Annotated in this window: 14 protein-coding genes and 1 tRNA gene; 8 read left to right on the top strand and 7 right to left on the bottom strand. The window is 42.9% G+C overall.

Going from position 1 to position 20,985, the window contains the following annotated elements; translation table 11 throughout:
• Positions 1-357: 357 nt before the first annotated feature.
• A complete protein-coding gene (locus tag FHS10_RS13590; protein WP_259091494.1) occupies positions 358-3,489 on the bottom strand; it encodes a DUF2723 domain-containing protein in 3,132 nt (1,043 codons plus the stop codon).
• 215 nt (positions 3,490-3,704) lie between these two features.
• Between FHS10_RS13590 and FHS10_RS13585 the strand changes: the two genes are divergently transcribed.
• From FHS10_RS13585 to FHS10_RS13550, 8 genes are all read left to right on the top strand, one after another.
• Positions 3,705-3,775, top strand: a tRNA-Gln gene (locus FHS10_RS13585).
• A gap of 177 nt (positions 3,776-3,952) precedes the next feature.
• Complete coding sequence (locus tag FHS10_RS13580; RefSeq protein WP_259091493.1) at positions 3,953-4,897, top strand: ribose-phosphate pyrophosphokinase; 945 nt, start codon at positions 3,953-3,955, stop codon at positions 4,895-4,897.
• 197 nt (positions 4,898-5,094) lie between these two features.
• On the top strand, positions 5,095-5,679 hold the full coding sequence (locus FHS10_RS13575) for a 50S ribosomal protein L25/general stress protein Ctc (RefSeq protein ID WP_259091491.1): 585 nt from the start codon (positions 5,095-5,097) through the stop codon (positions 5,677-5,679).
• A gap of 142 nt (positions 5,680-5,821) precedes the next feature.
• A complete protein-coding gene (gene pth, locus FHS10_RS13570; RefSeq protein WP_259091490.1) occupies positions 5,822-6,382 on the top strand; it encodes an aminoacyl-tRNA hydrolase in 561 nt (186 codons plus the stop codon).
• A gap of 103 nt (positions 6,383-6,485) precedes the next feature.
• Complete coding sequence (locus FHS10_RS13565) at positions 6,486-8,951, top strand: TonB-dependent receptor (protein WP_259091488.1); 2,466 nt, start codon at positions 6,486-6,488, stop codon at positions 8,949-8,951.
• Complete coding sequence (locus tag FHS10_RS13560; protein WP_259091486.1) at positions 8,905-9,687, top strand: SDR family NAD(P)-dependent oxidoreductase; 783 nt, start codon at positions 8,905-8,907, stop codon at positions 9,685-9,687. Before FHS10_RS13565 ends, FHS10_RS13560 begins: the two co-directional genes overlap by 47 nt.
• 328 nt (positions 9,688-10,015) lie before the next feature.
• A complete protein-coding gene (locus FHS10_RS13555; RefSeq protein WP_259091484.1) occupies positions 10,016-10,363 on the top strand; it encodes a Spx/MgsR family RNA polymerase-binding regulatory protein in 348 nt (115 codons plus the stop codon).
• A gap of 399 nt (positions 10,364-10,762) precedes the next feature.
• Positions 10,763-12,769, top strand: coding sequence for a M1 family metallopeptidase (locus FHS10_RS13550; RefSeq protein ID WP_259091483.1), 2,007 nt, complete (start codon positions 10,763-10,765; stop codon positions 12,767-12,769).
• A gap of 275 nt (positions 12,770-13,044) precedes the next feature.
• On the opposite strand, the gene FHS10_RS13545 is transcribed toward FHS10_RS13550, so the two are convergent.
• The 6 genes from FHS10_RS13545 to kdpF form a co-directional block, all read right to left on the bottom strand.
• Positions 13,045-14,757 carry a HAMP domain-containing sensor histidine kinase gene (locus FHS10_RS13545; RefSeq protein WP_259091481.1) on the bottom strand — a complete coding sequence of 571 codons (1,713 nt, stop codon included), beginning with the start codon at positions 14,755-14,757 and terminating at the stop codon, positions 13,045-13,047.
• A 2-nt stretch (positions 14,758-14,759) separates the two neighbouring features.
• Positions 14,760-15,887, bottom strand: a complete 1,128-nt coding sequence (locus FHS10_RS13540) for a sensor protein KdpD (protein ID WP_259091480.1) — start codon at positions 15,885-15,887, stop codon at positions 14,760-14,762.
• Positions 15,888-16,176: 289 nt separating this feature from the next.
• On the bottom strand, positions 16,177-16,743 hold the full coding sequence (locus FHS10_RS13535) for a K(+)-transporting ATPase subunit C (protein WP_259091479.1): 567 nt from the start codon (positions 16,741-16,743) through the stop codon (positions 16,177-16,179).
• A gap of 144 nt (positions 16,744-16,887) precedes the next feature.
• Complete coding sequence (gene kdpB / locus FHS10_RS13530; protein ID WP_259091472.1) at positions 16,888-18,915, bottom strand: potassium-transporting ATPase subunit KdpB; 2,028 nt, start codon at positions 18,913-18,915, stop codon at positions 16,888-16,890.
• Between the two features lie 2 nt (positions 18,916-18,917).
• Positions 18,918-20,633 carry a potassium-transporting ATPase subunit KdpA gene (gene kdpA, locus FHS10_RS13525; RefSeq protein WP_259091471.1) on the bottom strand — a complete coding sequence of 572 codons (1,716 nt, stop codon included), beginning with the start codon at positions 20,631-20,633 and terminating at the stop codon, positions 18,918-18,920.
• Between the two features lie 11 nt (positions 20,634-20,644).
• Entirely contained in the window at positions 20,645-20,722 is a 78-nt protein-coding gene (kdpF, locus tag FHS10_RS29295) for a K(+)-transporting ATPase subunit F (RefSeq protein WP_076377293.1), read from the bottom strand.
• Between the last annotated feature and the right edge of the window lie 263 nt (positions 20,723-20,985).

Genomic DNA, 20,985 nt, shown 5'->3' with positions numbered 1-20,985 from the left:
ATGGCTTACTATAATGCATTAACCAAAGGAATTGCTTACGTTGAACAGGGGATAAAACAATATGAGGAACAAATTAAACGTAAGGAACTGGCTTCGTTAAAAAGGTTAGCTAAAAAACACAATATGCAATTGGTTTAAAATCAATACATTAAGATATGTGTCATTGGCAACATAGTGAAGGATCTTCTTCGCTATAAAAGTCTGCAATTAGCAGGGCTAAGAAGATCCTTCGTTCCTCAGGATGACAAATCTTTTACGTCATTTCCCCTTCATAGTCTGCGGATTTTACAACTCGCAATGACAAGTTGGCTAAGCGCGTCTTAATTCTTGGTTCTTTATTCTTAATTCTAAAAACCTCTATTTCCCTCCCATTCCCAGCTTCTGTTCGTATCCTTTAAACTGTTTATCAAACTTGGCGTTCAGCTCAGGTTGTTTAAAGTTGCGGGTATGCTCAACCAGGCCGTTCAGCATCGACATAGCGTATTGAATATCCCTGCTTTCAATACTTACTTCGTTCTTTTGTAACAGGGTGTAATTATAGTCGAGCAGATTGGTGATGTAGGCATCAACCACGTTGGCCAGTTTGTTGCCCATGGCTGTTTCGCCAAGGCGGTAGGCAGTTTCTACCAGGTAATATTTGCGGATAGCTATCTCGGTATTCGGGATATTATCCGGCATTACCTCATCATATTTTTTCAACGCGTTTTTTGCCAGATCAGGGTGCCCTTCCTTTAGCAGGTTATCGGCCAGGGTTGAGTAAAGCCTGCTGATGAGCGGGTAAAACATCGTGTTTGATTCATGATCAAGGTAGCCGGCATTTTTCATGTTGCCCCATTTAAACCTGGTCATCATGTTTTGGTACATCACCGGTGTATTGGTTAGCTCGGCCTGGCTTGTTGTATCCGGTTTTAACGGCAGCAAGCGGTTGGCAAAACCTTCGCTGTATAAATACTTACCCAAACCTATCAGGTTTTCATCGGGTACGGTTGTAGCAAAATAAACCGGCCGTTTCCAGTTGTTATGCGCCAGGATATCCATCATAGCCAAAACATCCTTGGTCACATACCTTCCTTTAAAGGTCCAGTCTATTTCAGGTACAATCTTATCCTTTTCGCTTGCAGGTAAAGTATTGCTTTGTAAAACCTCATTAGGGTTAACTGTTATTTTGAAATTTTTGGTTGGCAGATAATTACCTTGTTCGCCATTATTATATTCTACCATGGCCGCTTTATCGTCGGAGGTCATAAAATCAAAAACCTCTTTCAACTCCACATTACCAGGAATTTTCCGGTCGTTAAAATAGATCACATCGCGTACACCTGTTTTAAACTTCTCATCGGGCATGGTGATGGGCAAAGGCTCAGATTCATTCATCTTATGTTTCATGCCGCGGATATACCAATCGGTACCCAGCAGACTTAAGTTCACAATGCGCACGTCAGGGCGTACATGCTCAACTTCCTGTATGTACCAAAGCGGGTAGGTGTCATTATCGGCATAAGTAAACAATATGGCGTTTGGCGCGCAGGAATTAAGGTAGTTGTAAGCCATATCATGCGGGGTAAGCTTGGTGGAGCGGTCATGATCGTCCCACTCCTGGCTGGCCATTAATACCGGCGCAACCAACAAACATACTACAGTAGCGATAATACCGCTGGTTTTGGCATCAAGCTTTGTCCTTAACACATCGGCAATACCCATTACGCCTAAGCCAATCCAAATAGCAAAAGCATAAAACGACCCTGCGTAGGCATAATCCCGTTCACGCGGTTGTAATGGGTCCTGGTTAAGATAAAGCACAATGGCTAAGCCTGTAAAAAAGAAAAGCACCAATACTACACCGGCATTTTGCTGATCTTTTTTAAAGTGGAAGAACAAACCCACCAAACCAACAATAAGCGGTAAAAAGTATAAACGGTTATAGCTTTTGCTTTGGGTTACAGCGGCCGGCAGCGGTTTATTAAAATTCCAGCCGCTTATCCAGTTACCGTCGGCCCCGCTATTGCTTGTTTGGCCATCAAGATCATTTGTGCGGCCTACAAAATTCCATAAAAAGTAACGGGTGTACATCTGGTTAATTTGCCAGGTGGTAAAAAAGCCAAGGTTGGTACCAAAGGTTGGCTTTTCACCGTCACCCAATTTACTCCAGGCCTTATAAAACTGGGGGTGCCCAGCCTTATCGCTAAACATACGCGGGAAGATGGTATTACGGTCATAGATGGTAGTCAACTTTTTACCGGCAACCTCATACTTTTCCTTACCTCGCCGATAAATGGTAGCCCCTTCGGTTTGGTCTGTTGGGGTCGAATCAAAAAACTGGCCGTATAATAAAGGTGTATCGCCATATTGATCGCGGTTTAAGTAGCTATTCAAGGCGAAAGCATCCTGAGGATCACTGTTATTTAAATTAGGGTCGGCCTTGGCACGTACAACAATCATTACAAAAGAACTGTAACCAAACAAGATGAATAACAGGCAAACAAAAAAGCTGTTCAGCGCAAAACGCCTTTCCCTTATTTTTACCACATACTCCAATATACCCAATAAAGCCACACCTACTATAGCGCCAACAATGCCGGTACTGATCCCAAGCGCCAGTATAAAACATACAGCAGATGCTATGATAGCCACTTGCGATTGTTTAATAGTGAAATAAATACCTGTGCCTATAGTCGCAATCATTAAAACGAAGAAAACTATCGCCCCACTACCAAAACCCATCCCAAGGGTGTTAACAAAAAGCAGATCGGAGTAGGCCGCGCCTTTTACCGTAAACTGGATAACTCCCCACAATACAAACGCTACAGACACAATACCCGCCAAAAAAGCGATAATAGTACCCTGGGCCGTAATGTTTTTGGCCTTACGGAAGTATATCACCAACGCGATAGCCGGGATCACCAATAAGTTTAATAAGTGAATGCCGATAGATAAACCCATAATGTAGGCTATAAATACGATCCACTTGTTGGCATGCGGCTCATCTGCGTGGGCATCCCATTTCAATATAGCCCAAAAAACTATTGCAGTGCATAAGGACGATTGCGCGTAAACCTCAGACTCCACTGCCGAAAACCAAAACGTATCTGACCATGCATAGGCCAATGCGCCAACCAGGCCAGAACCTATAATAATGATCAGGTTACCTACGTTCAAGTCATCCGCTTTTTTTACCAGGATTTTTTTAGCAAGGGCGGTCACCGTCCAAAATAGGAACATGATAGTGGCCCCGCTGGCTAATGCTGATGCCATATTGGCCCAATAAGCAACTTTGTTATCATTACCCATTGATAGTAGGGTAAACACTTTGCCTATCATGGTAAACAAAGGAGCTCCCGGCTGGTGTGCTACCTGCAAACGATAAATACAGGCTATAAATTCGCCGCAATCCCAAAAGCTGGCGGACGGCTCCAGGGTTAAAATGTAGGTTAAGGCCGCAATTAGGAAGGCTATCCAGCCAAAAATATTATTGATCTTATTGTAGTTCATATCGGATAAATTCGATAGCAAGAGGTTTAATGTAGCCCGAAAGTAAGAAAAACTATCCCTATGCTAAAAACAAAACCGCCCCATTAACACTTTTTAACCCGTTTTAAGCCACTTTGCACAAAAAAAATACTTTTTTTAAATTCTGTTTTGAGAGTTAAAAAATCGTCTTATATTTGCATTCCTTTTCGGGGAGTAAAAAACAAACCAAAGGAGATTGCCTGATAGTATAATGGTAGTACGACGGTTTTTGGTACCGTTTGTCTAGGTTCGAATCCTGGTCGGGCAACAATAAAATTTCGGATTTCGAATTTTTGATTTCGGATTTATTCCGTTTTAAAAAATTGAAATCCGAATTGTGTTTTAGGAGGTTACTAAAAGAACTAATTGCTTTGCCTGTCAATAATAACAAATTGACGGCCAGTTAAATCCAAAATTGAACATCCCAAATCCAAAATCATAAAAGATGCCTTTACAATTTAATCCGGTTAAATTATTCTCAGGTTCGGGCTCAACAGAATTGGCAAATAAAATTGCTGATGCTTATGGCCAGGAACTGGGCGATGTGGTTATCTCCCGTTTTAGTGACGGCGAATTTCAGCCTCATTTTAATGAATCGATCAGAGGATGTGATGTGTTTTTGATTCAAAGCACGCACCAGCCAACTGATAACCTGATGGAATTGCTAATGATGGTTGATGCCGCCCGCCGTGCATCATCACATTATGTAAGTGCTGTGGTACCTTACTTCGGTTTGGCCCGGCAGGATAGAAAAGATAAGCCCCGCGTGGCTATAAGCGCGAAATTGGTAGCTAATTTATTAGTTGCCGCAGGTATTAACCGCATCATGACCATGGATTTGCACGCAGCGCAAATTCAGGGCTTTTTTGATATCCCGGTTGACCACCTGGATGGCTCAATCATTTTTGTGCCATACATTAAAAGTCTTGGTTTAAAGGCTTTAACCATTGCATCACCAGATATGGGTGGTTCATACAGGGCACGTGGTTTTGCCAAATTTTTTAATGCCGAGGTTGTAATTTGTGATAAACGCCGCAAGCGTGCAAATGAAATTGAAAGCATGACCCTGATAGGTGATGTAACCGACCAGGATATTGTATTGATAGACGATATTTGCGATACGGCCGGTACACTGGCCAAAGCAGCAGGACTAATCATGGAGCGTGGCGCACGCAGCGTAAGAGCGGTTTGTACCCACCCTGTATTATCGGGCAAAGCGTATGAAACTATCGAAAACTCGGTATTAACCGAACTGATAGTTACCGATACCATCCCGCTGAAACATCCAAGTCCGAAAATAAAAGTATTATCAACTGCCGAGCTTTTTGCAAAGGCGATAAACAACGTAAGCGAGCACGGCTCAATAAGCCAGTTGTTTAAGGTAGATTGATAGGAGCATATAGTTCATAGTTGATGGTTCATAGTAAAATCATCGGCGAAGAACTGTTAACGACGTTAAAAGCGAATGGACATAGATACCATGAACGATGATCTATAAACCATGAACTTAATAAAGACTTTGTGAGGATTAGACCATGAACAATGATCTATGAACCATGAACTTAAATAAATAATAAATACAAACAAATGAAATCAATTGCTATTAGCGGTTCTCCAAGAGAGAACGTAGGGAAAAGAGACGCTAAAGAGCTGCGTTACTTAGGCTTAGTGCCTGCAGTTCTTTACGGTGGGGCTACACAAACCCACTTTTCAGTGTCCGCAGCTGATCTGAGAGCCGTAGTTTACACTCCGGTTGTTCATTTCATCGATCTTGACATTGCTGGTGTTAAATCACAAGCTATCATCAAAGACATTCAGTTTCACCCATTAACTGAACAAATCATCCACATCGACTTTTTGTTGCTTGACGAGAAAAAGCCAATCACTATCGAGATCCCTGTTAAATTAACAGGAACTTCTCCAGGTGTTAAAGTGGGTGGTAAATTAGTTCAGAAACTAAGGAAACTGCGTATCAAAGCATTGCCAAGCCAGCACTTAGATGCTATTGAAGTAAGTATCGAAGAATTGGAAGTTGGTAAATCTGTAAAAGTATCTGATATTAAATTAGATAACCTTACAATTACCAATGCCAAAGAAGATACTATCGTTTCAGTAACAACTTCACGTGCATTACGCCAGGCCGAGCAGGAAGCTGCTTCAGGCAAGAAGTAATGGCCCCTTAACCCCCTAAAGGGGGAATAAAAGGGACAAATTAAAACAGCGATAGGTTTACTTATCGCTGTTTTTAGTTAAAAGCAATATCTTCGCAATAAATAAGTAAATCAAAAATTCCCCCTTCAGGGGGTTAGGGGGCATGAAATATCTAATAGTAGGACTCGGAAATATTGGTCCCGAATATGCTGATACCAGGCATAATATCGGTTTTATGGTGCTGGATGAATTGGCTAAGCAGGAAGGTGCAAAATTTTACAGCATGCGCCTGGCCTATTATACCGAGGTATCTTTTAAAGGCCGTACACTTTGCCTTATCAAGCCTACTACTTACATGAACCTGAGCGGTAAAGCCCTTAACCATTGGATGAAGGATTTGAAGATCCCGGTTGAAAATGTGTTGGTTATTGTTGATGACATTGCCCTGCCCTTAGGCACCTTGCGCCTTAAACCTAAAGGCAGCGCTGCCGGTCATAACGGGTTAAAAAACATTGAGGCTACGCTTGGCCATAACAACTACGCGCGCCTGCGTTTTGGCGTTAGTGATAACTTCCCAAAGGGCCGCCAGGTTGACTACGTGCTCAATAGTTTTGACGAGGATGAAAAACCAGAGTTACCCGCTTTGATTGATCGCTCGATAGAAATGATCAAGGGTTTTGCTACCATCGGCACCGAGTTGACCATGACCAGGTTTAACAAATAAACCTTTCCCGCTGTTAACTAACGGATTAGTTAAAAATTGTTAAATATATTTTCCTTGTTGCAACACATGGGTATCTTAGGGCGTCTTATCACCTAAATACCTTATGAAGCAATTTTTACTCACCCTCGTTAGCTGTTACTTCTCCGTTTTAGCATTAGCTCAAACTCCCGCTATAAATAACGTTACTGTTAAAGGTATAGTTATTGATTCGGCAGTTAATAAGCCCCTGGGATATGTTACCGTTGTTTTGCAGGATGCCGCAACCAAAACATCCGTAAAAAGTGGTTTAACTAAGGACGATGGCAGTTTTGAATTGAAAGCCGCTGAAGGTAAAACGTATCAGTTAGCAGTGGCTTTTGTAGGCTATGCATCTAAAACCATTCCTGTTAAACTAAGTGGTAATATAACTGATTTAGGAAGGATCTATATATCGGCTTCCAGTAAGCAACTGGGTGAGGTAAACATTACTGCCGTAAGGCCTGTGATGAAACAGGAGGTTGACCGGCTAACCTACGATGTAACCGCCGATCCGGAAAGCAAAGCGATATCTGCCCTGGATATGATGCGTAAAGTGCCGCTTTTGGCTGTAGATGGCGACGATAAGATCAAACTAAAAGGGAGCGGCAACTACAAGATCCTCATAAATGGCAAGGAATCGGCCTTGATGGCAAAAAATCCATCGGATGTGCTGAAGGCGATGCCGGCCACCAATATTGAAAAAATAGAGGTGATCACCACGCCACCGGCAAAATATGATGCAGAGGGGTTATCGGGTATCATCAACATCATCACCAAAAAAAATGCGGACCAGGGCTATAACGGCAGTGTAAATATGCGCTACAACAGCATCTGGGGACCAGGTTACAACCTCAACGCAACAGTTAAACAAGGCAAGTTCGGTCTATCAGGTTATGCCGGTTTTGGCAATCAGAATAAGGTAAACAACAGCAATCAAAGTTCGCAAACGCAATTTGCTACGCAATCAATTTTAGCGCAAAACAGTACAGGCTCTTTTGGCGGCAAATACAAATACGCTAATGCCGAATTGAGCTATGAAATAGATACTTTGAACTTATTAACCGCATCATTTGAGCTGTTTCGTGGTAACTTTAATCAAAACAGCGTACAGTACACTAAGCAAACAGATAAAACCGGGGCGGTGAGCCAATCATATACCGGCACATCTGACGGCACTAACCACGATCAGGGTACAGATATATCTGTTAACTACCAGTTGGGTTTTAAAAACATTAAAGATGAGTTGCTTACCGCATCCTATAAATACAGCTACGGGCCAAGCAACCAATATACCAGCAACGTTTTTACCGACAGGGTTAATTTTGATGCATTGAATAATCCCGACTTTCGTCAATACAATAACCCGGGTAGCAGGGAGCATACCTTTCAGTTAGATTATGTATACCCCTTTAAAAAACTCACACTGGAAGCGGGTGGTAAGGTAATTTTACGTAACAATTTCAATGATTTCCAACGCGAAAACCTGGACAATAACACCGGCGAATACTTATCTGACACTGCTCAAACCAATAAATTCAATTATCACCAGGATGTATACAGCGCCTACAACTCGTACCAGATAAAATTTACCAAATGGACGGCCAAAGCCGGCCTGCGCCTGGAACATACCCAAATCAGTGCCGACTTTGCAGGCACACCGTTAGATAGAGGATACAACAACCTTATTCCATCGGTATCTATACAACGCAGTTTTAAAACCAGCAGCTTTAATTTTGGTTTTACACAACGCATCCAGCGCCCGGGTATTTACCAGCTTAACCCTTTTGTAGATCGGTCGAACCCTAAATTTATCACAACAGGTAACCCGGATTTGCGCCCCGAACTCAACAATACTTTTGAGTTTACTTACAGCAATTTCTCCAAGGGATCTATCAACGCTGGTTTAAGCTACGCGTTCTCCAATAACTCCATTCAGCAGATCAGTAATTTTCAGATTGATAAAACATCGTCAAATAAACTGGATACGGTTACTTATACCTCATATCAAAACCTGGGCAGCAACAAAACTTTGGGTTTGAATTTGAACACCAACTTTAATATCACCAAGCAATTTACATTCAGTATAAACGGGCAGATCTCGCACATCTGGCTTAAGGGAACCTATAATGGTAAGTTTTATACCAACCAGGGTTACACAGGCAACGCGTTTGGAAACCTGGCCTACAAATTTAACGGCGGTTACCGCCTGGCCCTTGATGCCGGTTTCTTTAGCGGCGATGTAGCTTTACAAGGTAAATCAAGCGCGTTTATATTTAACTCATACGTGCTTTCAAAAGAGTTTTTCAATAAAAAGTTCACGGTATCGCTGGTATCTAACAACCCTTACAGTAAATACCGCACCTACACAGGTTACACTAAAACCGTCGATTTTTATAATAGTTATAGTGGCACAAATCCTTATCGCAACTTCGCTATCAGGCTAAACTATAAATTTGGTAAGTTGAACAGCGAGATTAAGAAAAACCAGCGCGGCATCAATAACGATGACACCAAAGGCGGCGGCAGCAAAAGCGGCGGCGGAAACCAATAGATATAGCTATATTGAAACCATGAAAAAAGCGATAGTTGTTGGCGCTACATCCGGGATTGGCAAAGAGTTGGCCATTTTACTGGCCAACAACAATTACCAGGTGGGCATAACCGGCAGGCGCAGCGAATTATTAGCAGAACTACAAGAGTTAAAACCTGGCAAGTTTGTAGCATCCGTTTTTGATGTTACCGATATCAACACCATGCCGCAAAATTTAACAAAGCTGGTGAATGAGTTAGGCGGGCTTGACCTGCTGATCATAAGCTCGGGCACCGGCGATTTAAATCCATCCCTTGATCCCCAAATAGAGAACCAAACCAATGCCGTGAATGTAACCGGCTTTACTGCTGTTGCCGACTGGGCTTTTAATTTTTTTGAGCAGCAAAAATCAGGACATTTGGCTGCCATCACTTCTATTGCAGGCCTCCGTGGTGGGCGGCATGCGCCGGCTTATAATGCATCAAAGGCATATCAAATTAATTATTTACAGGGATTAAGGCAAAAGGCGGTTAATCTTAAGCTTCCAATATTTATCACTGATGCCCGTCCCGGTTTTGTGGATACACCAATGGCTAAAGGCGAAGGTCTGTTCTGGGTCGCATCGCCAAAAAAAGCGGCATTACAAATTTACAGGGCTATTGAAAGCAAGTGTAAGGTGGTTTATATAACCAAACGGTGGCGGCTTATCGCGTTTATCATTAAGCATTTGCCTGGCTTTTTGTATAACCGGATGTGAGGTTTACCGGGCAAACGCAGCATCAAACGATACCTTGTTTTTATTCCTTGGTCCTGGTTAAATGATCCAGGCATTGAATGGACTTATATTGGCCAACAACAGGCACAAATATTTGGATGCGCCTAAATTGCGGGATACACATTTTAGTGTTAACCTTGTTAAAATTCAACATATTGATTATCAAATATTTACAATATATTATATCTGAAATGTGTTAAGTTATGTTAACCCACTTTAGATGCGTTTGCCCCCGTAAGATTTATTATTTTACATAAAATAAACCTGCAAAAGTTTAATTTTGGGACGTTCATCAAAAATTAACTACACCATGAAAGTTTACGGAATTACCAATTGCAATACAGTAAAAAAAGCGCTCGACTGGCTTAAAGCCAACCACGTTGATTACGATTTCCAGGATTTTAAAAAGCTGGGCGTAAGCACCGAAAAATTGCAGGAATGGGATACCAAAGCCGGTTACGAAAAGTTTTTGAACAAACAAGGCCTCACCTGGAAACAGCTTGACCCCGCCGTTAAAGAAAGCGTTAAAACCAATACCGACGCCTTACAACTACTGCAACAGAAAACCAGCATGATCAAACGCCCGGTTATTGAAGATAATGGCTTCCTGTTTTTTGGCTTTGACGAAAAGGTTTATGCCGATCATTTTTTGAAGTAGGAAACTGCGAAAATATCCAGGATACAAAAAAAAGTTTTCGATAGGAGGCACCTAACGGAGCCAAAAAACAAAGCGTTTTTCGCTATAAACACGGGGCACCTACGGAGCCATTTTGCTTTTCGGGCTACAGCGTAGCCCCGTGTTTATAGGAAAAATAAAAGGCAACGATTTGGCTCCGGTAGGTGCCTCCTATCGTTCGCATTTAATTTCCCAAGCGCCTTACAAAACACTACCTCCCATCCAATAAAATCCACCTGATTGATAGACCATTACCAAATCAATCACTAATTCACCAATTCGCTAACTCACTAATTAATAAAAGCGTAACAATCATTTTACCAGTAATATAAAAAGGCATTTTTGCGTATACTTGCTTTGTATATTCAAAAATTGACTGATATGAAACTAAAATTGATGGCCGGCTTGAGCATGGCCTGTGTGCTTGCATTTAATGTGGGTAACGCCCAGCAAGCCCCAACCCCTCCTCCTACCACTACACCTCCTGCTTCTGATTACAATTATCATGAAACTTTCGGGCCTCCGTTTTACACCAAAAACGGCACTGAGTTTCGTGCGGCTGATGGCCAACCCGGTCCAAAATACTGGCAAAACCGTGCTGATTACACATTGGCAGCTTCATTGAATGACCAAAGCAATGAAATCACCGGTTCAGAAACATTAACTTATACTAATAACAGTCCGCAAAACCTCGGCTTTTTATGGATGCAGTTAGATCAAAACTTATTTAAGTTAGATTCTCGCGGTACCGCTATCGTTCCGCCTACCGGCAGCCGTAACTGGGGCCGTGGTGAGGCGTTTGATGCCGGCTACAAAATCAAATCGGTAAAATATGTTGATGCTAAAGGTGTAGCTGTTGATGCTAAATTCCTGATCACAGATACCCGCATGCAGGTATTTTTACCAAAACAGGTTACTGCAAACGGTGGCATTACCAAGTTAAAAATTGAATATTCATTTGTATCGCCAAATTACGGATCAGACCGTATGGGTTACCTGGATGATAAAAAATCAAAAAACGGTAAAATATACACTATAGCACAATGGTATCCACGCATGTGTGTTTATGACGAAATATTAGGATGGAACACCCAGCCTTACACCGGTCCGGGTGAGTTTTACCTGGAGTATGGCGATTTCGACCTGAGCATTACCGCTCCCGCAAATCACATTGTGGTGGCTTCTGGCGAGTTATTAAACCCGACCGAAGTATATACCCCAGAACAGCAAAAACGTTGGGCACAAGCTGCTAACAGCGAAAAAACTGTAGTGATCCGCTCGGCAGATGAGGTTACCAACCCTGCTTCGCGCCCTGCCGGTAAAAAAACATTAACCTGGCACTTTAAAATCAAAAACGCGCGTGATGCTTCATGGGCTTCATCGGCATCATTTATTGTTGATGCTGCTAAAATGGACCTGCCAAGTGGTAAAAAATCTATCGCTATATCTGCCTACCCAGTTGAAAGCGATGGCGCTGAGGCCTGGTCACGTTCAACGGAGTATGTAAAAAAATCAATTGAGTATAACTCCTCAAAATGGTTTGAGTTCCCTTACCCTGCTGCTACTGCCGTTGCCGGTATAGTTGGCGGTATGGAATATCCTGGCATTGTATTTTGCGGATATACTGCAAAAAAAGGCGGTCTTTGGGGTGTAAATGATCACGAGTTTGGTCATACCTGGTTCCCGATGATCGTTGGCTCAAATGAGCGCCTATATGGTTGGATGGATGAAGGTTTCAACACTTTCATCAATACCCTATCTACCCAAAACTTTAATAGCGGCGAGTACTACAGGAAACCTGGCGATATGCACAAAACAGGTGCGCTGTTTACCAGGCCAGATTTGGAGCCGATACTAAGCCAGCCGGCCAACCTTAAAGAAAGAAATACAGGTACTTTATTGTACTCAAAACCAAGTGCAGGTTTGGTATTGCTGCGCGAGCAAATTTTAGGTCCGGAGCGCTTTGATTTCGCGTTTAAAACCTACATCAACCGTTGGGCATTTAAACACCCTACACCTGATGATTTCTTCCGTACTATCGAAAATGCATCGGGCGAAAGCTTGCAATGGTTTTGGAGAGGCTGGTTCCTTAACGACTGGCGTTTAGATGTTGCCGTAAGCGATGTTAAATATGTTGATAACGACGCTACCAAAGGTGCAATGATCACCATTGATAACCTTGGTAAAATGGCTATGCCGGTTATTTTGGAAATAAAAACCAAAAGCGGCAAAGTTGAACGCATGAAACTACCTGTTGAAATTTGGGAACGCAATGCCAGCTGGACATTCAAATATCCATCAACAGAAGAAATTGATTCTGTTACCTACGACCCGGACAAAGTATTACCAGATTACAATCCCGACAATAACGTTTGGACTAAAAAATAAACGAAAAACGCCCGGCAAATGCCGGGCGTTTTTTGTTGGAGAGATATTTAAATTATGTCATTCTACCTTCAGATTTTCGCGAAATTTTACAACTCGCAATGACGTATTCGATTTTTATAAGTGATGGCGGGCCGGTCAGTCTGAGCCTGTCGAAGACTCGTGCGCAGAGGCCTTTGCCCGCGTGCTTCGACAGGCTCAGCATGACACCTTTTTTTTGACGTCATTCCGCCTTCAAAGTCCGCCGGATTTTAAAACCCGTATGACATAATTGGCAATCACACAGCCCTCTTCAGCGTAAAAGCAAACCTGCTGCCTGCACCTATTTCACTATCAACGCCTATATGCCCTGATTGCGCTTCAATAAAATCTTTGGCTATTGCCAGACCTAAACCTGTACCCGTTTGTTCGGCGGTGGCGTTGGGCACTTTAAAGTAACGTTCAAACAGGCGCGACAGGTATTGATCCTCGATGCCTTTACCATGATCCTGTACCGAAAACTCGATCTCATCACTTTTATGTTTCTTAACCACCAGCTCTACCACCGATTTTTCATGACTATATTTTATAGCGTTTGATAGCAGGTTGATGAGCACCCAGGTAGTCTTGTCCAAATCGGCGTGTACTTGTGGCAAACTGTCGTCACATTTCACTTTAATGCTTACCTGCTTTTGATCCGCAATAAATTTGATAGCTTTTACTGCGTACTCAACAATGTTTTTGGGGTGCGTACTGCCGAAGTTAAGCTGCAGTTTGCCGGTTTCAACCTGTGCCATATCCAACAGTTCGCCGGTTATTTGCAGCAGTCGGCGGGCATCATCATCAATGTTTTCTAACAGCTGTCTTTGCTCGGTATTTACCTCGCCAATGCGGTCATCCTCCAACAGCTTCAGGCTCATTTTTATAGATGATATCGGCGTTTTTAATTCGTGCGATATGGTTGCTATAAAATTGGTTTTAGCCTCGTCTAACTGTTGGTATTCGGTGATATTTTTCAGGATGATCACCTTACCAATCACTTTATTTTTACTGCTTACCGATAAGGATTCGCGACTGTAAAAGCTTTCCCGGTTATCTGCAAAAATTTTCAGTTTGGGTTGATCGGTTATCAGCAAATTGCGAAGAAGGTCATTTTCAAGGGCCACATCAGGGGCATAAGCACCGGTAAGCTGCTCAGTACTCATGCCAATAAGGTTACAGGCCACTTCGTTGGCAAATATGATAAACTGCTTTTCATCCAAACCAACAATAGCATCCTGCATGGTGTTGATAATGGTTTCAATCCGTTTTTTCTCAAACAGGATACTGGCCAGGTTGCTGTTTTCATACTCATCCAGCTTTCTGGTCATGGTGTTAAAGGCCTGCCCTAATTCACCAAATTCATCGTCAGATTTAAAATCAATTTGTTGATGGTAATTACGGTTCGATACATCCCTAATCCTTGCTGTTAATTCCTTTAACGGATCGGCAATATAACCAGGGAAATTCACTGCGAAAGTAAATGCTATAGTGAACAGTAAAAAAGCGCTGATAGCAACCAATACATTAGCACGTTTGGCCGTATCAGATGCCACATCATTCTTATGCGATATGGCCGCCATGTTCAAGCGCATGATTCCGTACACCAGGTGACGCGCCTGACTTATTAAAATAACCTCTTTGGCGGCATCTTTATTATTCAGTTTGATAGTTTGATACACAGCCGTTAACGAATCGGTAAGCTGTTGCTCGCCAGGCTCGGTTACGTTGTGCTGCTGCAGAGCGAGGTTTTTATCTATATCGGCAAACTGTTTGGTCGTTATAAGGCCTGTGTTGCCATCAATCGCATCCAGGATATTTTGCCCAAATTGCAGGGTTTTGTAGTTATCCTTTAAAATTACCCCGGCATCTGCCGATAGGCGGTTAAGAAAATATACCGACAAACCGCAGCAAATTAATGCCAATACAAACAGAAAGCCGATGCCGGTGCGGAGTTTATTTTTAATAGTCATGATTATGATAGTATTACAAGGTCAATATCAGTTTTAGACATTTTATTTAGTAGTTGGGTAAACACCGCTGTTTTCATAATAAGCTGGTAAAATTTAAACCGGGGCTTACCTATGCAAATGGTGGTGATGTCGTATTTTTCGGCAGTTTCCCAAATGGTTTGGGCTATCCTGTCGCTTTTTATTTTTAGTACCTGTCCGCCCAGTTGGGTGGCCAGTTTCATATTATTAATAAGGTGACGTTGCGACGCCAGGTTTATTTTGTCGCTGCTTTCGCCCGCAGTTTGTACATACAAAACAAACCATTTGGATCGGTAGTATGATGACAGCCTTGCCGTTTTACGGATAATTATTTTTGCCGATGCATCATTTGTACTGATACAGGCCAAAAAAAGTTCGGCCCGTAGTTTAATGGTTTTGGGGATCTCAATATCTATCTTCCGCTCAACCTGGTGTGCAACTTCGCGCAGGGCAAGCTCGCGCAGTTGCAGGATCCTATCAGACTGGAAAAAATTATTGAGCGCGGTAGGCACTTTTTTGGCATCGTAGATCTTGCCTTCCTTTAAACGATCAATCAGTTCATCGGCTGTAAGATCTATATTTACCACCTCATCTGCCAGTTGTAAAACCTTATCGGGGATTCGCTCATTGATCGTGGCCCCGGTAATGCGCTCTACCTCTTCATTCAGGCTTTCCATGTGCTGAATATTTACCGCGCTGATTACATTAATCCCCGCATTTAAAATCTCCATTACATCCTGCCAGCGTTTTTCGTTGCTGCTGCCTTCAATATTGCTGTGCGCCAGCTCATCAACCAAAACGACCTCTGGACGCAGGCTGATGATAGCCTTCAGGTCCATCTCTTCCAGTTCTTTCCCCTTATAGAATAATTTGCGACGGGGAATCACCGGCAGGCCTTCTAACTGGGCAACAGTTTCTTTGCGGTTGTGGGTTTCAATGTAACCAATTTTAACATCGATACCGTTGCGCAGCAAAGCCTGGGCCTCCAACAGCATGCGGTAGGTTTTACCCACACCAGCACTCATGCCTATGTAAACCTTAAACTTCCCCCGCCTTGATTTTTTGATCAATTCCAGAAAGTGCTCAACCGACTGTTCTTTGTTTTCTTCCATAAGAAGCCCAAGCCCCCTCTAAATCCCCCCCTAAAGGGAGACTTTTAAAATTTAACTTATCCGTTACTTTTTCAATCCCCTTTATTACAGGGATTCATACAATTTTTAATTCCCCATCTATTTCCGCTACTAAATTGCAGAACAATAAAATCAAAAGTCTCCCCCTTCAGGGGGAGATTTAGAGGGGGCTTTATAAAAGGAGATTCCGACAGAATCCCCTTTTAGCGTATGCATGTTCATCAAACTAACATATAATTAACAACCAAGCTTAACTATACTAACATTCATACTATTTTTTTAGCTCATCTAAAGCTACGTTCAATTTCAATACGTTTACTTTAGCCGGGCCAAATACACCAAACAATGGCTTTTCGGTATGAGCATCAACCAATTTGGTTAACTCATCGGCAGGGATACCACGTACTTTAGCAATACGGGCAACCTGTACCTGCGCGCCTGCTGGCGAAAGATCAGGATCTAAACCACTACCAGATGCTGTAACCAGTTCGGCAGGAATCTGTGAGCGGGTAACACCTGGGTTATGTTTCATAAAATCGGTGATCCTATCGCTTACCTGTTTCAAATAATCAGGGTTTGAAGGGCCTTTGTTTGAGCCTCCTGAACCTGCAGCATTATAATCAACTGCTGATGGACGGCTCCAGAAGTATTCGTCTTTAGTAAATTTTTGACCTTCGTTGGCATAGCCAACCACACGGCCCTTGTAAGTTACGGTTTCCCCATCACCATGGCCGGGGGTGAATTTGCCTATGCCAGCTATCGCTAATGGATAAATACCGGCAGTAATTACTATCAGTATGATAGTTAACTTGATTGATGGCAACAAATATGTTTTCATTTTCTTTTTAGATTTGAGATATGAGACTTGAGATATGAGATTTCCTTATCTCACATCTTTTAAATTGGATTTGAGTGCTTTGATATGAGATTTTCGACTTTTCCATTCTGTCTCAAATCTCATATCTCACATCTCAAATCTGTACTATAAAAATACGCCTACGGCAAGGTCAATTAGTTTAATACCTATGAATGGGATCAGTATACCGCCCAAACCATAGATTAATAGGTTACGGCGTAACAAGGCGCTTGCACCAATCGGTTTGTATTCCACGCCGCGTAAAGCCAATGGTATCAGCATTGGGATAATAATGGCGTTAAATATTACGGCAGATAATATAGCCGATTCCGGGCTGTGCAATGCCATGATGTTTAGTGCCCTTAACGACGGTATAGATACCATGAACAAGGCCGGCACAATGGCAAAGTACTTGGCAACATCATTAGCGATAGAGAAAGTGGTTAGCGTACCACGGGTCATCAGCAGCTGTTTACCAATTTCTACTATCTCGATTAGCTTGGTTGGGTCGTTATCCAAATCAACCATGTTACCGGCTTCTTTGGCCGCCTGGGTACCGCTGTTCATGGCCACGCCAACATCGGCCTGGGCTAAAGCAGGGGCATCGTTTGTACCGTCGCCCATCATGGCTACCAGTTTGCCGCCTTGTTGCTCTTTTTTAATGTAGTTCATTTTATCCTCGGGTTTAGCCTCCGCAATAAAATCGTCCACACCTGCTTTTTCGGCAATAAATTTGGCGGTTAAGGGGTTATCACCGGTAACCATTACTGTTTTAACACCCATTTTACGTAAACGGTCAAAACGTTCGGCAATGCCGGGTTTAATGATATCCTGCAGCTCAATTACGCCAAGGATCTTTTCATTTTGCGATACCACCAATGGGGTACCACCGTTTGAGGAGATCTTTTTAACATTCTCTTCCACATCAGATGGGAACGGGTTACCCGCTTTTAAGGCGATGTTACGGATAGAATCAAAAGCACCTTTACGGATGCGTAAGCCATCGGGTGTATCCAAACCGCTTGAACGGGTTTCGGCAGTAAACTTGATAAAGACAGAATCTTTTGGAGCAACTATCTTTAATTTGCTTGAGCCGGTTTCTGCCAGTTCAACAATTGATTTACCTTCGGGGGTTTCATCGGCCAGTGAACTCAATACGCAGGCCGTTACAAAATCCTGTTCGTTTACCGCTGTTGTTGGGTAAAAGTTGGTAGCCTTACGGTTACCAATGGTGATGGTACCAGTTTTATCTAAAAGCAAAGTGTCCAAATCGCCGGCGGTTTCAACCGCTTTACCGCTTTTGGTGATTACGTTTGCACGCAATGCCCTATCCATCCCGGCAATACCAATGGCCGATAACAGGCCACCGATAGTGGTTGGGATTAAGCAAACAAACAGGGAAATGAATGCCGCTATGGTTATAGGGGTGTTAGAATAGTCGCCAAATGGTTTCAGCGTAACACACACGATAACGAAGATGAGTGTAAAGCCTGATAGCAGGATGGTTAAAGCGATCTCGTTAGGTGTTTTCTGGCGCGATGCACCTTCAACCAGGGCAATCATTTTATCCAAAAAGCTTTCGCCGGGCTGGGTGGTTACCATTACTTTGATCTTATCAGACAAAACCTTGGTACCGCCGGTTACGGATGATTTATCACCACCAGATTCGCGGATCACCGGGGCAGATTCGCCGGTAATGGCCGATTCATCTATGGTAGCAATACCTTCAATGATCTCGCCATCGGTAGGGATGTTATCGCCTGTTTCGCAAATGAACACATCGCCTTTTTTTAATTGGGACGACATTACCTGTGTTTCTTTTCCGTTAACCAGCAAACGGGCGGGTGTTTCTTCGCGGGTTTTGCGCAGGCTTTCGGCCTGGGCCTTGCCACGCGCTTCGGCAATGGCCTCGGCAAAGTTGGCAAACAGTACAGTTAACAACAGTACCAAAAACACGGTGAAGTTATAGGCAAAGCTGCCCTGGCCTTTGTTTGCAAAGGAAAATATAGTAACAATAAGCATTACTGCAGTACCTATTTCAACGGTAAACATAACCGGGTTACGGAACAGTATGCGTGGGTTTAGTTTGATGAAGGATTGTTTAAACGCTTCCTTCATCTGATCGCCCTGGAATAATGTATTTGAGGTTTTCATGATTATTTTAAAGAAAAATGTTCGGCAATTGGACCTAAGGCTAATGCTGGGAAGAATGAAAGGGCGGCTATAATTACAATCACCGCAAAGATCATCAGCCCAAAAGTTGAGGTATCGCTTTTAAGTGTACCGGCCGATTCTGGTATGTATTTTTTGTTGGCCAATAAACCGGCTATAGCAAGCGGACCAATGATTGGTAAAAACCGGCCCAACACCATTACAATACCGGTGGTTACGTTCCAGAAAATGTTACCATCGCCCAAACCTTCAAAGCCCGATCCGTTATTGGCGGCAGATGAGGTATACTCATACAGCATTTCAGAAAAGCCATGGTTACCAGGGTTATTTAACCATGTTGATGGCTTAACAGCCCAATCGGCACCCGGCATGTGTACCACCACGTATGATGATATGGCCAGCCCAACCAAAATGATGAATGGGTGAAGTAAAGCTATCAGTGAAGCTATCTTCATTTCACGGGCCTCAATTTTGCGTCCTAAAAACTCAGGTGTTCGCCCTACCATCAGGCCGGATATAAATACTGCTATGACGATAAAGATGTAAAAGTTAAGGAAACCAACACCGCAACCACCGTAAAAGCAGTTAACCATCATACCCAGCAACATCATGGTACCAGATACCGGCATGGCGCTATCGTGCATGGAGTTAACAGAACCGGTAGATGTAACGGTTGTCATGATGCTCCAATAGGCGGAGTTGGCCGGACCAAACCTTACCTCTTTACCCTCCATGGCACCATTTGGCTGGCTGATGCCCATATGAGCGATAGCAGGGTTGCCATTGAGTTCGGCATTCATGGTTGGGATAAGTAACAGCAGCATCCCAAGGGTCATCACCCCAAAGATCACATAAGCGAATTTCTTTTTATTAAGGTAAAAACCTAAGGCAAATACCAGCGCGATAGGGATAATCAACTGTGCAACCAGTTCAACCGTGTTGGTTAAGTAGTTAGGGTTTTCAATGGGGTGGGCCGAGTTGGCACCAAACCAGCCGCCCCCGTTTGTACCCAAGTGTTTGATGGCTACCAGGGCAGCAACCGGTCCGCGGGATACGTGGACGGTATCGCCTTGCATACTAATAAAAGTGTCTTTACCGGCGTAGCTGGTGGTCATACCATTAAAGGCGAAGATTACAGCGATTACAAACGAGATAGGCAATAAAACACGGGTGATGGTTTTTACAAAGTAATCCCAAAAGTTGCCTAATTTATCGGTCACCTTATCTTTCATGGCTTTGTACAGCACAATAAGCGCGGCAATACCGGTAGCGGCCGATACAAAGTGCAAAAACATAAACACAAAGTGCTGTGTAAAGTAAGTGGCACCGCTTTCGCCCGAGTAGTGTTGCAGGTTACAGTTAACCAGGAAGCTGATGGCCGTATTAAAGGCCGTATCTGGCGATTGGCCCGGGTTGGCATCGGGGTTAAGCGGTAAATGGCCTTGTGCCATCAAACAAACAAAGGCATATATGAGCCATACGCTGTTAATGGTAAGCAAGGCAAATAAATGCTGTTTCCAGTTCATTTCCTTTTTAGGATCGATGCCGCTGAAGCGAAAAATGAAACGTTCAACAGGGGCCAGGAAATCGAGCCAGGTTTTTTCGCCCTTAAAAATACGGGCTATGTAACGGCCAAGGGGAATGGCAATTGCAAGCGTGAGCAGGTAGGTAAATATTACACCTGAAATTTCAGTGTTCATGGTTTTAATAATTAAAATTTTTCGGGTTTAAGCAGCACGTACACCATGTATACAAACACGGCTATGGCCACAATGAATAATGCGATCATGGTGATTAAATTTTTTCGAAGTAATTAACTGATTTGAAGAAGATCCAGAAGATGACCGCGAAGGTCACTATGTAAATTGCAATCTGTAAAATATCCATTTTCTTATGTTTTTGCAGGAGGGTTTACCAAGCGGATGCCAATAAATGATAGAAACAGATAATATTCTGAATTACAGTAATTTAACATACATTGCTATTGTTATAACATACAAATGGGGTAAAAAATGGCTATCATTTTGATAGGTGATTATCAATGTGGGAGCA

The organism is Mucilaginibacter dorajii (assembly GCF_024808255.1).
Lineage (GTDB): Bacteria > Bacteroidota > Bacteroidia > Sphingobacteriales > Sphingobacteriaceae > Mucilaginibacter > Mucilaginibacter dorajii.
The sequence above is the reverse complement of the archived record's forward strand: the minus strand, read 5'-3'. Positions and strand labels throughout refer to the sequence as shown.

Bases quoted from the DNA above. Each gene is read 5' to 3' on its own strand.
- FHS10_RS13590 (WP_259091494.1), bottom strand. From the start codon at position 3,489: ATGAACTACAATAAGATCAATAATATTTTTGGCTGGATAGCCTTCCTA.
- FHS10_RS13580 (WP_259091493.1), top strand. From the start codon at position 3,953: ATGCCTTTACAATTTAATCCGGTTAAATTATTCTCAGGTTCGGGCTCA.
- FHS10_RS13575 (WP_259091491.1), top strand. From the start codon at position 5,095: ATGAAATCAATTGCTATTAGCGGTTCTCCAAGAGAGAACGTAGGGAAA.
- pth (WP_259091490.1), top strand. From the start codon at position 5,822: ATGAAATATCTAATAGTAGGACTCGGAAATATTGGTCCCGAATATGCT.
- FHS10_RS13565 (WP_259091488.1), top strand. From the start codon at position 6,486: ATGAAGCAATTTTTACTCACCCTCGTTAGCTGTTACTTCTCCGTTTTA.
- FHS10_RS13560 (WP_259091486.1), top strand. From the start codon at position 8,905: ATGACACCAAAGGCGGCGGCAGCAAAAGCGGCGGCGGAAACCAATAGA.
- FHS10_RS13555 (WP_259091484.1), top strand. From the start codon at position 10,016: ATGAAAGTTTACGGAATTACCAATTGCAATACAGTAAAAAAAGCGCTC.
- FHS10_RS13550 (WP_259091483.1), top strand. From the start codon at position 10,763: ATGAAACTAAAATTGATGGCCGGCTTGAGCATGGCCTGTGTGCTTGCA.
- FHS10_RS13545 (WP_259091481.1), bottom strand. From the start codon at position 14,757: ATGACTATTAAAAATAAACTCCGCACCGGCATCGGCTTTCTGTTTGTA.
- FHS10_RS13540 (WP_259091480.1), bottom strand. From the start codon at position 15,887: ATGGAAGAAAACAAAGAACAGTCGGTTGAGCACTTTCTGGAATTGATC.
- FHS10_RS13535 (WP_259091479.1), bottom strand. From the start codon at position 16,743: ATGAAAACATATTTGTTGCCATCAATCAAGTTAACTATCATACTGATA.
- kdpB (WP_259091472.1), bottom strand. From the start codon at position 18,915: ATGAAAACCTCAAATACATTATTCCAGGGCGATCAGATGAAGGAAGCG.
- kdpA (WP_259091471.1), bottom strand. From the start codon at position 20,633: ATGAACACTGAAATTTCAGGTGTAATATTTACCTACCTGCTCACGCTT.
- kdpF (WP_076377293.1), bottom strand. From the start codon at position 20,722: ATGATCGCATTATTCATTGTGGCCATAGCCGTGTTTGTATACATGGTG.